Here is a 14,526-nt window from a genome sequence, read left to right as displayed (position 1 = left end):
CGTTCAGCTCCCCAGGTCGCGCCAGCTGGGGCTCGCACCAGCAGCGGGAGGACCGCCATTCTGACCGCGGACGATCGACAGCGTCTCATCGACCCAGTCGACCGCCGAATCGACCACCGGATCATTGGGCTGGACCAGGGCCCCGCCCGCCGTCTCGATCGTATCGACATGCTCGGCCAGCCAGGCGAGCACCGCCATCCCGGCACGGCCCCGCCGGAGCAGGGTAAGCGTCGGCCGCGGCGTGCGGCGGAACTTGCGATCGATCGCCCCCACCGCATCCCAGAGCGTCCGCGCATGCAGCAGCGTGCGCACCTGCCCGTTATTTAGGATCGCGATCGCCTGAGACAATGTGTCGAGGATCTGGCGGGCGAGCATCAGCACCATGCCGCTAGCCGCGCCCGAGACATTCTCGGCGACCTGGATCACCGCCTGGCGCGCGCGCCCCTGGCTGCCGCCGTCCGCCGCCTTCATGATCGCGTCGCACAGGTTGAGCAGCAGCTCCTCGAACTCGCCATTGGCCCGCGCACTGGCATCCTCCGGACCCGTCGGCGCCCCGAACAGTCGGCCGAACAGCGACAGCCGCTCGGCCTCGTTCGGCCGCTCGTCGCGGCTCTGCCAGAAGCGCTCGACCGCCGGCGCGGCATCGCCGATCTCGCCGTCGAGCGCGCCGGTGCGCATCAGCCGGGTGAAGTCGTCCGCCGCCTGGATCAGCCCCGCCATCTCCAATGTCGAGGCGAGATAGAGGCTGGCGATCGCGCGGATCTGCGTCGCGTCGGCGCGGGCGGCCGGCGGCAGCTCGATATCGCCGAGCTCGGCGAGCATCGTCGCATGGGCATGGGCCGCGAGCAGCAGCCGCTCGGCATCGTCCACCGCGCGGACCAGGCCGAGCGGCACCGAGGTCTCGGCTTCGAGCGCCAGGGCAAGGGCATTGGTGTGCAGCATCGCTCAGGGTCCTGCCGGGGCGGGGGTGGGCGTGGGCGCCGCAGCGCCGGGCGCGGGCGGGCGTGCGGCACCGCCGCGCGGCGGCGGCGGGATCGAATTGCCCTGGATCGCGCCGATCATCTCGGGCGTCGCCATCTTCTCGAGCGGCAGATAGTCCGACTTGAAGTTGACCCGCACCTCGCCCTGCATCTTGGCGGCAAGCTCGAGCTGCGACTCGCTCGTCTCGTTGACGGCGGTGCTCACGGTGGCGACATGCGACTGCTCGTTGACGTTCACCGAGCCGCCGCCAAAGCCGAGGAAGCTGCCGCCGAACGCGCTGACGTTGCGGTTGCGGCTCGACTGGCGGTCATAGGCCGAGGCGCGATAGTCGCGCTTGGCCTGGTCGGTCGCCCGCATGTCGAACTTCACCTTGGCGGTGATCGAGCCGTCGGTCACCACGATCCGGTTGATCCCCAGCATCACCATCGAGGCAAGCAGCTGCTGGCGCGACTTGGCCATGACGATGCGCGCGGCGTTGACGAAGCCGATCTCGGCCTCCTCCTCGCTCAGGTCCGACGGAGCCGGGCCGCTCATGCCGAGCGTCGCGTGGATTTCGCTCAGCGCGGCTTCCTCGTCCTCCCCGGTGACGCGCAGCTTCGACTTGCCGCTGTCCTCGTCGACATCGAGCGCGAGCAGGTCGGGGAAGCGATCGACCATGTAATCGCGGCCCTGACCCATGCCGATATTCTCGGCCATATACTCCTCCGCGGTCTTGGCGACGGCGGAGATCAGCTCGGCATAGGCCCGCATCTGCTCGATCGTGGTCTCGACGATCGACTTGAAGACATTGTTGATGAGCCCGCCAACAAATGCAGGAAAATCAACATTATGGACGAGATTCGTGAACTGTTCCGTCCCCTGCGCGGCGGCACCGGCGACGAAGTCCTTGCCCGCGAAGCCGGGAGACTTGGAGAGGTTCTGGCGGGTCTGCTCATTGGCATCGGCCAGCCCGCGCGCCGGCGCGGCCATCGCACCTGCCGCGGGTGGCGGGGCCCCCAGCGCCGTGTCCTCGACCACTCCGGCGGGATCATCGATATAGGCAAGCACCTTGACCATGTCGTTGGCGAGCTTGGCCTGTTCGAGGCTGCTCAGCATCGCGAAGGCCGGGATGCCGGTGAGCATCGCCTGCACCTTGGGGCGGACCCGGGCGATCGCGGCGGGCGTCATGCCGCCAGGGCCGCCGTACAGCGCCGGTGCCTGCGGATCGGGCTCGGAGGCGAGGGCCTGTGCCATGGCTCAGGCGTGCGCCGGTGCGGGCGCCGGCGTGGCGGCAGGCGCGGGCGCCGCCGGGGCCGGGGCCGGGGCCGGTCCCGGCGTATATTGCGGCTTGTTGTGATCGACCGGCTTGGAGCGCATCTGGATCGCCGCGATCATCTCCGGCGTCGCCATCTTCTCGAGCGGGAGATAGTCCGACTTGAAGTTGACATCGACCAGGCCGGCCAGGCTGGCCTTGGCGCTGATCTGGTCGGTGCTCTGGTCGCTTGCCACCGCCTGGGCGGTCATCACCGGCTTCTGCGAATATTTGTATTTGCCCTTGGTGTAGTAATCGGAATCGTAGTTGCCGCTGTAGCTCGACTTCCCGCTCTGATAGCTGCCGCTGTAATCGCCCTTGCTGGTGCCGCCGCGCTCGCTCTCGCCTTCGCCGTCGGTGGTGACGGCGAGGTTGCCCGAGGCGTCGCGGGCATAGTCGCGGGCCATGGCGGTGCGCGACAGGGTGCGCTGGCTCGACGCGTTGAAGTCGTAGAGGATCTTCGCCTGGATCTTGCCGTTGGTGACGACGATGCGCGACAGCCCCATCATCACCATGGTGGCGAGCAGCTGCTGGCGCGACGTGGCGATCTGGCCGCGCGCCGCCTTGATCAGCGTTTCCTGCACCTCGGGATCGGTGACGTCGATCGAATCGATTTCCTTGTCGGCATGGCTGCCCAGCGTGTCGCGGACGCGCTGGAGCCCGGCATCGAGATCGGCGCCGTCCTTGACCCGCAGCTGCGCGGCGCCGCCGCCGGAGAAAGCATCGGCGCCGATATCGAACAGATCGGGGAACTGCTCGCAGAGCTGGTCCTTGCCGTCATCCGAGGTGGTGTTGTCGTCGCGGAACTGGTTGAGCGACTTGGACACGTCGGAGACCATCTTCGAATAGGCCTCCATCTGCTGGATGTTCGAGGTGATGATGGAGTTGAAGACTCCGTCGATAAGCCCCGAAACAAACTCGACAAAATTCACTTGCCGCATGAATTCGCCGGCGGCCTGGGCACCCGCCATCAGCGAGCCGGCGGAGAATTCCTCCTTGCCGATATCGTCGACCGCCTGCTTGTTCGATTCCCACTGGCTCTTTTCCGCCATCGGCTGCGCGGTGACCGACTGGGTGCCGGCCTCGGCCTGGCCGACCAGCGCATCGGCGATCATCGCGGTGTCGCGCGCCACCTGCATCTGCGTGTCCGGCGGCAACTGGTGGAAGGACGGGGTGGCGGCGAGCATCTCGCGCACCTTGGCGCGCACCTCGGGCCGGGGCGTCGCCTCCGGGGCGACAATAGCGGGAGCGTTCATCTCTTCGATCCTCGACTGGCCGGCCGGAGCCGGCACATCCTGTCTCAGGCAGCGGCGGGCATCGGCGCGCCGACCAGCGACGCCGCCGGGCTGATCTCGAACTCCACCGGGCGGAGATAGAGCTTCACCTTGGGCGGGCCGCTGGGGCCGATGCGGATGCCCAGGATGGTGAAGCGCCCGGGCCAGACATCGTCGGCCGGGGTGAAGGCTTCGAGGAAGCGCTCGAGCGCCGCCAGCTCGCGCGGCCGCTCGCGCAGGTTCATCGTCAGCAGCTGGAGGAAGTTGGGCGGCACGTCCGGGATCGCATCGAGCATGATCTGGAGATCGAGCTCGACGCCCTGCGGGCTGCGCCCGAACGCCACCAGCGCCGCGCCGTCGGGCACGTCGAAGCGGCCGCCGAGCGCGACGCCGACGATCTGCAGGATGCTGCCCAGCCGCTCGCCCAGGCCCAGCTCGTCGAGCATCGGCCGCATGTCGGTGATGCGGAAGCGGTTGGTGAGCAGGAAGGTCACCCATTGGCTGCCATAGTCGCGCCCCGCCACCAGCGTGGTGAACACCGGGCGCAGGCCGGGCATCGCCGCCATCGCCTGGCCGATCAGCCGGGCGAGCGCGGGATTGACCTCGTTCATCGGATTGCCGTTGCCGCCCTCATAGGTGACGGTGGCGCTTTCCAGCCCGCCCTGATCGAAGCTCGATCCGAAAAAGGCGCCGTAGCGCAGGCCGCCGGCGCGCGTGAGGCCGCGCTGGCTCTCGCTCGCGCCGTCGAACCAGTGCAGCGCCTCGCGGCCGAAATTGTCGCCGACCAGCCGCCGCATCTCGCGGCTGGCCATGTCGCGCCGCTCGCAGCCCGACGCCTCGGGACCGAGCGGCTCCATGTGGAAAGCGAGCGCGCGGCTCTGGTTCGATCCGAACACCGGCTCGATCGGCGCGGAGCCCGGGACCAGCGCATTGGCGGCATAGCGCGGATCGCCCATCGGCAGATCGAAGCTGTCCTCGAGCATGCGCCCGACGAAGCTCAGGGGGTTGGCGGTGCGCAAGGTGCGCGAGGCGCTGAACAGCCGCCCCTTCACCTGCGTGCTGAGTGGCTCATAGCCCATGGCGATGCTCCTTCCGCCCGGGGGTCAATAGCCATAGCCGTTGCGGGCATGGCCGTTGGATTGCGCCGACTGGGCATAGCCCATGCCCATGCCGAGCCCGGCGCTGTCGAGCAGGTCGCGCGCGATCGACGGGATCTGGATCGGCCGGCTCGTCATGTTCGGGGCTTCGCGCGGCTGCGACATCTGCTCGATGCGGCCTTCGTCCATCGCCGAATCGGCGAGCCACATCTCGCAGGCATTGACCAGGTCATAGTCGTTCGGGTGCGACACCGCCGACTGGCCGCGCGGCCGGGTGGGCGGATTGCTGACCACGCCGAGATCGATCATCGGCGAAGTGGGATCGCGCAGCCGGTCGTTGTTGTTGGCGATCCAGCTGCTGATGATCGCGCCGCTGGTGGCCAGCATCCGGTATTTGGAGCTGTTGCGCGCGCCGCCGAGCTCGGTCTGGGCGACCTGGTCGATCACGCCCCACATGTCCTTCTGCCCGATGGCGAGGAGCAGTTCCTTGTCCTGGAGCAGGCTGATCATGTCGTTGATCTGCTTCTGCAGGTCGGCGGCGGCATAGAAGGCCATGCCATAGCCGTGCAGCGACATGTTGGTGGCGAGGTCGCGCGCGGCCTTCTTCACCTGCTGCTGGTTGACCGCCATCGGCGTCGCGGCGCGGATCAGCGCATCGACCCGGGCCTCGCGCACCAGGGTGGAGACCGAGGAGACGAAGCGCAGCCACAGGTCCTGGAACTCGACATTGACCTTCACGCCGGGCTGGCCGGTCGGCAGGCCGAGCATCATCGCGTAGAAGCCCTGGCGCTCGCTCTCGCTCATCCGGTTCGGCGCCTCGCGCCAATAGTTGTAGAGCTGGGTGCCGGCCGGTCCCTTGATCAGCGCGAGGTCGCCGCGCTGCGACATCTCGACCAGCTTGTCGACCACCTGGAAGGCCTTCAGCTCCTCGAAGGCCGAGGCGAAGATGAACGAGCCCATCAGCTTGCAATGGCTGGCGACGACTTCGAAGGCGGTGGTCGCCTCGAGATCGGGCAGGTCGATCAGCACGTCGTGCATCGCCTGGTCGTCGCCGAGCGCCTGGACCTTGTCGAACTGGTCCTCGACCAGCCGCTTGAGGTTGACGTCATGGGCAGTGACGCCGCGGCCGACCAGCCCCTCGAACACCTTGGCATATTCGGCGCTGGAGACGCCGGGCTCCTTGCGGTCGCCCTGGATGTTCACCGCGGCGCCGACCTGCTTGAGGGTCCGCTCGGCCAGCTCGATGCGGCCGGCGATGCGGCCGACGGCGCGGAACAGGCCCTCGCCGAACTCGGCGGTGTTGGGATCCTCGGGATCGGGCTGCGGGGTCTTGCCCGAGACGACCAGCCGGGGCAGCGCGGTGCCGTTATACTGGAGCAGGCCGAGGATCAGGCCGACCCGGGCGACTTCGGCGTCGCGCTCGGCCTCGGTGGCCTTGTCGCCCGCCATCTCGGGGAATTGCAGCACGCCCTGCTCATGCTCGACGGCGCGCGGGCGCAGGCCGCTCTCGGCGGACTTGAGCGCGGCGCGGGCGGTGGCGAAGAGCGGGTCGAAGTAGAATTTGCCCTTGTCGCTGTCGATCAGCGCCTTGAGCTCGCGGACGCGGGCGAGCTCGGCGGCGTCGGTCTGGCTGAGCTGGCCCAGCTTGGCGAGGCGCGCGGTGAGGTTGTCAAAGCTGCTGGTGATCGCTTCGCGGGCGGCCTTTTCACGGGCGGCGATATCGACGAAGCGGATGGTCGGGATCAGGATGTCGGCCATTTGCAGGGTTCCTTTCGAAAATCTTGGTCCATCTCGGGGAGGGCGCGGGGCGCCTAGGGAGCGGGGCGGGCTCTAGCCGTCATCGGCGCCTCCCAATTCGGTGGTGTCGTCGGCGTCGATCGCGCGATCGAGCAGTTCGAGCGCGCGGGCGGCGTCCAGGATGCCGGCGCCATTGCCGGCGGCGAGATCGGGGCGGTGCGGCTGGGCGCTGGCGATGAGGAGCTTCTTGGTCGTCTCCGGGTCGATCGCGGCAGCGCGCTCCTGGGCGCGGGCGACGAGCAAGGCGGCGGCGCCGGCGACGAAGGGCGCTGCGAAGCTGGTGCCGGTGGCGCGCTGATAGCCGTCGAGGTCGGCGGTGCGGATGTTCACACCGGGGGCGCAGAGCGCGACATGGTCGCCGCTGGTCGAGAAGCCGGCCATGCGGCGATCGGCATCGACGGCACCGACCGCGACGACCTGGGGGAAGGCGGCGGGCCAGTAGACCCGCTTGTCGCCGCTGTTGCCCGAGGCGGCGACCAGGGTGCAGCCGCGCTCGGTGGCATAGGCGACGGCTTCGCTGTGCGGCTTGGGCATGCCGGGCTCGATCGCCTCGTCATCGGTGCCGAAGCTGCAGTTGATGACGTGCGCGCCGAGCTGGGCGGCCATGACCAGCCCCATGTCGAGGTCGCTGATCGCGCCGATGCCGACGGGCTTGTGGTCGGGCGGCTGGGCGGCGCCGAGCGAGCGGATCGGCAGCAGGCGGCAGGCGCCGGCGAGGCCGGGCGGGATGCCGGCGCCACTGCCGCCGATGATCGCGGCGCAGGCGGTGCCGTGGCCGACATAGCGGTCGGTCGGGTCGGTATCGGCGCCGCGATTGTCGCCGAGCAGCCGGATGCCGGTGGCGAGCTGGCCCTCGCTGAGCTGGACGGTGTCATAGCCGCGGCGCAGCCGGTCGCCGGTATCGAGCGCCTGGCTGGAGAATTCGGGGTGGCGCAAGTTGATGCCGCTGTCGACCACCGCGACGATCACCCCGCCATCGCCGGCGCAATAGGACAAGGCGCGCCGGGCATTGACCATGTCGCGTGGGTCCCAGCCGGCATTGTCGTCGTCCTCGTCGCGGCGGGGGTGCCGGTCGGGACCGTCGAGGCCGATCGTGCAGAGGTAATTGGGCATGGCGGACTCGACGATGTCGAGCTGCATCAGCGACACCGCGAGCGAGCCGATATGGGTGTCGGGCTCGACGTCGAAGCGGAGCACCCGGGCGATGCCGCTGATCTCCTCGGCCTCGCTATAGCCCCGGTTGCGCGCGCCGATCGTGTGGAGCGCCTGGGCGGCGGCGTGGAGGCGCGAGACGCGGACGGCGCCGCCGAAGGACTTCACCACCCGGTCGAGGATCTGGTGCTGCGTCGTCTCGGCGGGCGTCGCGGCCTTGCGGCGGATGTCGAGCGCGGCGGGGATGCCGGCGGGCACTTCGCCGAGCTTCAGCCGGACGAGCAGGCTGCCCGGCGCGGCATAGGCGCCGGCGCGGTGCGCCCAGGGCTGGACGAGGCGGCCGAGCCGGGCGGTCATGGCTGGGCTCCGTCGAAGCCGTTGACCGGCGTCGCGGGCAAGGGCCGGCGCGGCTGCTGGTCGAACCACAATTCGGTCGGCGCGCGAGGATCGTGCGTCAGGCTCATCTGCCCGGCGAGCTGGTCGTGATCGGGCGCCAGGACGAGCTCATTGTCATGCGCCTGGACGACATTGACCGGCCGGCCGGCGATCATCACCTGGGGCGGCATCCCGCCGCGCAGCAGGTTGCGGCCCTTGACCCGCAGCCGCTGGCGCAGCTCGTCGGTCTGGTCGCCCTCGTCAGTGCCGTCGCGGCTGACATCGTCGACCATCGGGCGCGAGGCGCGGGCAAGGACCTGCTCGAGCTTGTCGGGCGCGAGGCGGGTGATCCGGCCGACCGAGCCCGAGATGCCGCGCCGCTCCATCTCGTTGAGCTTCTCGACGGTGCGCACGCCGATCCCCTCGAGCCGGCGGCGCTCGGCGGGATCGAACTCGTCGCCCAGCGCCGAAAGCGGCACTTCGTTCTTGTCGTCGATCGACATGGGGACCGCATTCTCCTCGATCATCGGCTTGGTGATCGCGGTGAAGACGAGATGGAGGACGGTCGGGTCCTTGTCGCTCGGTCCGGCCGGACGGATGCGCAGCTCGCCCTGGTTGAGCTCGAGATGCGCCTTCAAATCCATCGAGATGTCGCGGATCGCGAAGGTGAGCGGCAGCCGGTCGTTCTGCGCCTTCAGCGTCATGCGCGCCTGGGCCGTATCGAGCTGCGACTGCACCGCCTGGATGAAGTCCTCGAGCGCCACCGCTTCGCCGGTATCGCCGTTCATTGCACCTCCTCCACCGGCAGCGTGCCGATGTTGAGCGAGAGGCGGCCGACCGGCCGGTCGAACCAGGTGCGGGTGCGCGTGCGCGGGACATCGGCGCGGACCATCGGCCCGGTGGGACCGGCCTCGACCGTCGCCTCGATCGGCAGGTCGAACGCGACGCTGGTCGCGCGCAGCCCCGCCGCCGGCAGCGCGGTGACGCCGTCGAGCAATTCGCCGATCAGGTCCTCGAGCGGGCGGCGGGCGGCGTCGGTCATGCAGCACCTCCGGGCGGAACCGGCAGCGGCGCGGGCGAGGCGGGTGCCGCCGGCGATGCAGGTGCGGCGACGGCGGGGACCGGGGCGGGCAGGGCGGCGGGGGCCGGCGCCCGTGCCGGCATCTGGGCCGGGCGCGCGGCGCGTTCGAGCAACGTGCGCCGGGCATCGTCGACGAACCGGTCGAGCGGCAGCGTCTCGCTGGCGAAGTTGATCTTCACTTCGCCGAACAGCTCGGCATTGAGCTGGCTGTCGGTCTGGGCGTTGACCCCGACGGTCGACACCTTGGTGACCGGCGCCTGATAGGAGGTGCTGCCGCGCGTCGACCAGCTGCCCGACGGCGTGGCGTTGCCGGGATCGTCGCTCACCGCATAATCGACCGCGGTCTTGTCGGACGCCGCGGCGCGGAAGCGCAGCCGGGCGGTGATCGAGCCGTCCTTCACGACGATCCGGTTCATGCCCATCATCACCAGCGTCGCCAGCGTCTGCATCCGGTCTCCGGCGAGCCGGTCGCGCGCGGCGGGGACGAGCTGCTCCTCGATCAGCTCGGAGGTCAGCTCCTGCCCGCCAAGACCATAGTCGGAGAGCCAGGTCGGCGAGTTGCTCTCCCCGGAATCGCCGCCAGCGCTGCCACTGCCCCCGCGCGGCACCAGCGTGCCTTCGCTCTCGCCGCGCGCCAGCCCGATATCGCCGGGATATTGCGCCATCAGCCAGTCGCGCGCCTGGTTGGCGGTGACATTCTCGTCGCGGAACTGGGAGAGCGGCTTGGAGATCGCGGCGACCAGATCGGCATAGCTGTCCATCTGGCGGATCGACGAATCGACCATCGCATCCCAGGTTCCATGAATCAGCGAAGCCACAAAATCGGGAAAGTTCAGTTCATCCGAAAGTGCGCCGGCACGCCGGCCGATCGTCTCGGTGGCGGGCGGCGCCTTGCCGCCCGACGCACCCGAACCGGCACCCGGCGCGGTCAGCTCGTCCTGCTGGGCAGGCTGTTGCTGCGCGCCCTCACTGCCCCAGAAAGAGCCCGCCATCGCGTGCGAGGGCACGGCATGGCTCGCCTGGCGCGAGGTGGCCGCCGGGGGCGGCGGAAGGTAGCGATCACCCGACATCGATCACGCCAGAGCGAGCGGGCGGGGTGCGTTGGTCGGGTTGCCGCCCCCGGGCCGCGAATGCTGCACCCAGCGGCTCTCGATATCGTGAGTGCCGTCGGCGTAGAGCGTGATGCGGGAGTTGGCGACCTGATCGTCGGCGATCACCTCGTCGAACGTGTAGGTGATGTTGATGTGGAGCGCGGGCACCTGCGCCGCTCCGGGCGCGCTGGCATGCGAGCTGCGCGCATAGAGGCGGGCATCGTCCTCGATCGTCGCATTGACGGTGAGGCCCCAGCCCGCGGCATCGTCATGGCCGATATCGTCGATATAGATATGGCCGAGCGAGGTGCCGTTATACTGCCAGCGGATCCGCAGCCAGCAATAGATGTCGTCCATCCCGAAGGTGCCGCCGACCACCGGCCAGTCGCGCAGCTCGATCGCGCCGTCGAGGAAGGCGGCGGAGCGGGAGGGCGCGCGGTCGTTCGGGTGCTTGATCCCGCCCCAGCTCGCCAGGTTGGTGTGAATGTCGCCGCTGTTCTGGGCGATGATCTGCACCGCGGTGCCGGCGATCGTGGCGGCGGCGCCGAGATCGAGCGCGCGGCTGCGGGCGACCGGGGGCTCGGGCAGGGTGCGCGGCGCGGCCATGGCGAAGCCGGCGGGCGCGGTGGTGCTCCGGTTGATCTGGCGGCCGGCGGGCACGCCGGCGCTGAAGATCTGGACATTGGCCGGATTGCCCGTCGCCGCCATCTCGTACTCGGTCTGGAAATCCTCGTAGCGCAGGATGTAGCGGCTGCCATGATCGTGCGTCGCGGTGTGGCGGCCGGGATTGCCCGGCGTGCCGACCGGCCGGTCCCAGGGATCGGCGACGCGGACATAATATTGGCCGCCGCTCGAATACATGCCGACGACGAGCACCGCATGGCCCGAGCGATCGGCCGAGCTGGCCATCTTGCCGACATAGAGCGGGCCGTTGTTCTCGATCAGCTGGGCGAAGCCGTCGGTCGAATAGCATTGCGGGGCATGGGCGGTGAGGCCGAGCTGGACCGCGGTGGCGGCGTGATCGACCCAGGGCAGGATATTCTCGATGTTCCTGCCGCAGCGCGCGCCGATCGATTCCGGGGTGATGCTCTGCTGGTTGCGCCAGCCTAGCATCATCGCGATCGTCGTCGCCCAGCAGCCATTGTCGGTGGGCTGCGCGACCAGCTGGACATTGTCCCAGTTGATCGACCAGTCGGGTGCCGACATCGCGCTGCTGGTACGCGGCGCGGCCATCGCATAGCCGGCCGGCGGCGTGGTGCCGCTGTTGATCTGGCGGCCCGCGGGCACGCCGGCGCTCAGGATCTGGACGTTCACCGGATTGCTGCCCGATGCGGCCATCTCATATTCGGCCTGGAACGCTTCGTAGCGCATGATGTAGCGGCTGCCGTGATCGTGGCTGTCCGGATAGGCGCCGGGCTTGCCGGGGGTGCCGACCGGACGATCCCAGGGATCGGCGATGCGGACGAAATACTGGCCGCCGCTCGAATACATGCCGACGACGAGCACGGCATGGCCCGACAGGCCGCTCGAGGTCGCCATCTTGCTCACATAGAGCGGGCCGTTGTTCTGGATCAGCTGAGCGAAGCCGTCGGTCGAATAGCATTGCGGGGCATGCGCGGTGAGGCCCAGGCGGGCCGCGGCGGCGGCATGATCGTCCCAGGGCAGGCCCTGCTCGATATCGTTGCCGGCACGCTGCGCGATCGATTGCGGGGTGATGCTGCGCTCGTCGCGCCAGCCGAGCATCATCGCGATGGTCGTCGCCCAGCAGCCATTGTCGGTGGGCTGGGCGACCAGCTGGACGCCGTCCCAGTTGATCGACCAGTCGGGCGCGGACATCGCGCTGCTGGTGCGCGGCGCCGCCATCGCGAAGCCGGCCGGCGCGGAGGTGCCGGTGTTGGGCTGGCGGCCGGCGGGGATGCCGGCATAGATGATCTGGACATAGGCGGGGGTACCGTCCGCCGCCATTTCATATTCCTGGGCGAAATCCTCGTAGCGCAGGATGTAGCGGCTGCCGCGATCATGGGTGCTGGCATAGGCGCCCGGTGCGCCCGGCGTGCCGACCGAGCGATCCCATGGATCGACGACGCGGACATAATATTGGCCGCCATCCTCATACATGCCGACGACGAGCACGGCATGGCCCGACAGGTTGGTCGCGCTCGCCATCTTGCCGACATAGAGCGGGCCGTGGCGCTCGATCAGGCTGAAGAAGCCCTCGGGCGTGTAGCATTGCGGCTGGAGCGTCCCCAGGCCGAGCGCGGCGGCGACGGTGGCGCGCTGGTCCCAAGGCAGGCCATGGTTGATGTCGCGGCCGCAACGCTGGGCGATCGTCGCCGGCTCATAGCATTGCTGGTCCTTCCAGCCGATCAGCATCGCCAGCGTGGTCGCCCAGCAGCTATCGTCGGTGGGCTGGGCGATCCAGTCGACGCCGTCCCAGTTGACGCTGCGGCTTGCCGCCTGGGCGCGGGCATAGGCGAGCGGCACCGGCCGGGCGCTCCCCTCGAGCTTCTCGAACAGCGGGTTGAGCGCGGTCTCGGCCAGACCGAGGTCGAGCGCTTCGCCGATACGGGTGGCGAACTGCCCGCCGATGCGGGTGGCGCGATCGCGCGCGCCGCTGCCGGGCAGGCTGGGCGGCACATAGGCGGCCGCTTCCTGGCCGAACTGCAGCGCGAAGCCCGCGCCGATCGACACGGCGCCGCCCAGGCCCTGATTGGCGCCGTCGAGCCACAGCTCGGCGCCGACCACCAGCTCCTCGCCGGCATTGATCGCGGCGACCTTGCGCAGGCTGGCGAAGCCGTCGATCCCGCGGGCATTGTAGCCGAGCTTGAACTTCGCCTGGAGCGCGAGCTTGAGATGCTCGATGAAATCGCTGACGCCCTGGGCATCGAAGCTGGAATCGGCGGTGCCGAACAGGGCGGCCTGGCCGTCGGGCGCGAAGACCGCGCCCACACCGGCGCCGAATACCGGCGTATCGAGCGCCGGGCCGACCGAGATGGTCACGCCGCTGCGCGCGGCGAGCTGGGGCAGGGCGGCGAGGAAGGCGTTGAGCGGGTTGATCAGCCCGGTGATCCCGAACCCGGCCTGCCAGGCGGCGACGAAGGTGCTGCTTGCCGCGCCGAAGCGATAGAGGCTGGGCGGGTTGACGTCGCTGCCCGCCGCCGCCGCCGCGCCGCGGACCTTCTCCATCAGCCAGGCGAGTGCGTCGTTCGCGCTCAGGCCCGAGCTCATGTTGAGCGCGACCTGGCCGCGCGATCCGGCCGACATCGGGCCTGAGCGGGCGAGGCCGGCGGCCTTTGCAGGAATGTCGGGCATCGGGCCGAAGCCGTCGTCATAGGTGCCGCCGCCGCCGCCCGGTGCGGGGGCCGTGGTGACCGGGGCGGGGGCGGCGGGGGTCGCCGGCCGGCTGCCGGGAGTCGGCACGTCGCCGGCCCATTCGAGCACCGGCGCGGTGCGCGACGCGGTGTAGCTGCGGCGCAGGCTGCGGCCGGTGAAGCTGTTGAGCGCGACATAGGGGCTGCCCTCGCGCGGCAAGGCATCGACGCTCAGCCCGCCCACGCCGGTCGCCAGCCCGAAATAGAGCTTCTGCGCGCCGATGAAGCGGGCGAGCACTTCGGGCGGCACGACGAACACGCCGTCGCCGCGCGGCACGCTGAGGCGGCCCTGCTCGTCACTGCAGTAGAAATTGGCGGCGGTGCGACGCGGCTTGTTCGCCCCGTCGAACAGGGTGACGTCGGTCGCCAGCACCACCTGTGCCTCGACATTGGGCTGGTCGACGCGGACGGCGAACCCCAGCATCGGGAACCGATCGCTGACCTCCATGCGGTTGGGACGGATCTGAGCAGTCATGGATCACCTGTCGTTGCTGGAAGGGGAGTTGCGGCCGGCATCGTCGCTGCCGGGGGCGGAATCGGGTCGGGTGCGGGCGGCGCGCAGCGCGCGGGCGCGCTCCTCGAAATCGCCGAGCGAGGAGAGGACGATGTCGAAGGGGGAGCTGTCCTGGCCGATCTGCGCGATCGGGCCGTTCTCGCGCTCATGCTCGTGCACCGAGCGGGCGAGCAGCTCGGAGAGCATCTTGGCGTAGGAGGGGGTGAGCACCAGGCGGGTGTGGATGCCGATCGTGCCGACGCCCTCATGGCCGCTGGGATAATATTGGCCGAGGTCGATCAGGAATTCGAAGGGGTTCTGGCCGAGCTCGAAATAGTTGACGTAGCTGGCGGGCGCGCGGCTGGCGTCGCGCATCGCCATGTCGGTCTCCACATCTGCCAAGCCGCCCTGACTCATCCGGCACGCCTCCTGCCGGACAGAGGAGCAAGCGCTGTGCCAGCTTGTGAAAAGCTTGCGAATCAGCGGGTTGGGTGATCGGGCTAGGGGATAGTACGTAACATTG

Annotated in this window: 11 protein-coding genes; all 11 read right to left on the bottom strand. The window is 69.5% G+C overall.

The window, feature by feature from the left end; all coding sequences use genetic code 11:
• Nucleotides 1-3: 3 nt before the first annotated feature.
• The gene (locus O3305_RS14270; RefSeq protein ID WP_269573143.1) at nt 4-942 is read right to left on the bottom strand and encodes a hypothetical protein; all 939 of its coding nucleotides are present in this window, start codon (nt 940-942) and stop codon (nt 4-6) included.
• 3 nt (nt 943-945) lie between these two features.
• Nucleotides 946-2,214 (bottom strand): hypothetical protein, encoded by a 1,269-nt coding sequence (locus tag O3305_RS14265; RefSeq protein ID WP_269573142.1) that lies wholly within the window; start codon nt 2,212-2,214, stop codon nt 946-948.
• Nucleotides 2,215-2,217: 3 nt separating this feature from the next.
• Nucleotides 2,218-3,528, bottom strand: coding sequence for a hypothetical protein (locus tag O3305_RS14260; RefSeq protein ID WP_269573141.1), 1,311 nt, complete (start codon nt 3,526-3,528; stop codon nt 2,218-2,220).
• Between the two features lie 44 nt (nt 3,529-3,572).
• Nucleotides 3,573-4,625: a hypothetical protein gene (locus O3305_RS14255; RefSeq protein WP_269573140.1), complete on the bottom strand. Its 1,053-nt coding sequence runs from the start codon at nt 4,623-4,625 to the stop codon at nt 3,573-3,575.
• Nucleotides 4,626-4,649: 24 nt separating this feature from the next.
• Nucleotides 4,650-6,401, bottom strand: coding sequence for a hypothetical protein (locus O3305_RS14250; protein WP_269573139.1), 1,752 nt, complete (start codon nt 6,399-6,401; stop codon nt 4,650-4,652).
• Nucleotides 6,402-6,473: 72 nt separating this feature from the next.
• Entirely contained in the window at nt 6,474-7,949 is a 1,476-nt protein-coding gene (locus O3305_RS14245) for a S8 family peptidase (protein ID WP_269573138.1), read from the bottom strand.
• A complete protein-coding gene (locus tag O3305_RS14240) occupies nt 7,946-8,755 on the bottom strand; it encodes a hypothetical protein (protein ID WP_184163925.1) in 810 nt (269 codons plus the stop codon). Before O3305_RS14240 ends, O3305_RS14245 begins: the two co-directional genes overlap by 4 nt.
• Entirely contained in the window at nt 8,752-9,009 is a 258-nt protein-coding gene (locus tag O3305_RS14235) for a hypothetical protein (RefSeq protein WP_184163927.1), read from the bottom strand. The genes O3305_RS14240 and O3305_RS14235 overlap by 4 nt, the downstream gene beginning before the upstream one ends.
• Nucleotides 9,006-10,118, bottom strand: a complete 1,113-nt coding sequence (locus tag O3305_RS14230) for a hypothetical protein (RefSeq protein ID WP_269573137.1) — start codon at nt 10,116-10,118, stop codon at nt 9,006-9,008. The genes O3305_RS14235 and O3305_RS14230 overlap by 4 nt, the downstream gene beginning before the upstream one ends.
• A 3-nt stretch (nt 10,119-10,121) precedes the next feature.
• A complete protein-coding gene (locus O3305_RS14225) occupies nt 10,122-13,985 on the bottom strand; it encodes a papain-like cysteine protease family protein (RefSeq protein WP_269573136.1) in 3,864 nt (1,287 codons plus the stop codon).
• Between the two features lie 3 nt (nt 13,986-13,988).
• A complete protein-coding gene (locus O3305_RS14220) occupies nt 13,989-14,420 on the bottom strand; it encodes a DUF3467 domain-containing protein (protein WP_269573135.1) in 432 nt (143 codons plus the stop codon).
• Nucleotides 14,421-14,526 lie beyond the last annotated feature (106 nt).

This window comes from Sphingomonas sp. NIBR02145, from assembly GCF_027359115.1.
GTDB classification, from domain to species: Bacteria; Pseudomonadota; Alphaproteobacteria; order Sphingomonadales; family Sphingomonadaceae; genus Sphingomonas; species Sphingomonas kyeonggiensis_A.
This window is presented reverse-complemented; position numbering and strand designations above follow the sequence as displayed.

Bases quoted from the DNA above. Each gene is read 5' to 3' on its own strand.
- O3305_RS14265 (WP_269573142.1), bottom strand. From the start codon at position 2,214: ATGGCACAGGCCCTCGCCTCCGAGCCCGATCCGCAGGCACCGGCGCTG.
- O3305_RS14240 (WP_184163925.1), bottom strand. From the start codon at position 8,755: ATGAACGGCGATACCGGCGAAGCGGTGGCGCTCGAGGACTTCATCCAG.
- O3305_RS14255 (WP_269573140.1), bottom strand. From the start codon at position 4,625: ATGGGCTATGAGCCACTCAGCACGCAGGTGAAGGGGCGGCTGTTCAGC.
- O3305_RS14245 (WP_269573138.1), bottom strand. From the start codon at position 7,949: ATGACCGCCCGGCTCGGCCGCCTCGTCCAGCCCTGGGCGCACCGCGCC.
- O3305_RS14230 (WP_269573137.1), bottom strand. From the start codon at position 10,118: ATGTCGGGTGATCGCTACCTTCCGCCGCCCCCGGCGGCCACCTCGCGC.
- O3305_RS14260 (WP_269573141.1), bottom strand. From the start codon at position 3,528: ATGAACGCTCCCGCTATTGTCGCCCCGGAGGCGACGCCCCGGCCCGAG.
- O3305_RS14250 (WP_269573139.1), bottom strand. From the start codon at position 6,401: ATGGCCGACATCCTGATCCCGACCATCCGCTTCGTCGATATCGCCGCC.
- O3305_RS14235 (WP_184163927.1), bottom strand. From the start codon at position 9,009: ATGACCGACGCCGCCCGCCGCCCGCTCGAGGACCTGATCGGCGAATTG.
- O3305_RS14220 (WP_269573135.1), bottom strand. From the start codon at position 14,420: ATGAGTCAGGGCGGCTTGGCAGATGTGGAGACCGACATGGCGATGCGC.
- O3305_RS14270 (WP_269573143.1), bottom strand. From the start codon at position 942: ATGCTGCACACCAATGCCCTTGCCCTGGCGCTCGAAGCCGAGACCTCG.
- O3305_RS14225 (WP_269573136.1), bottom strand. From the start codon at position 13,985: ATGACTGCTCAGATCCGTCCCAACCGCATGGAGGTCAGCGATCGGTTC.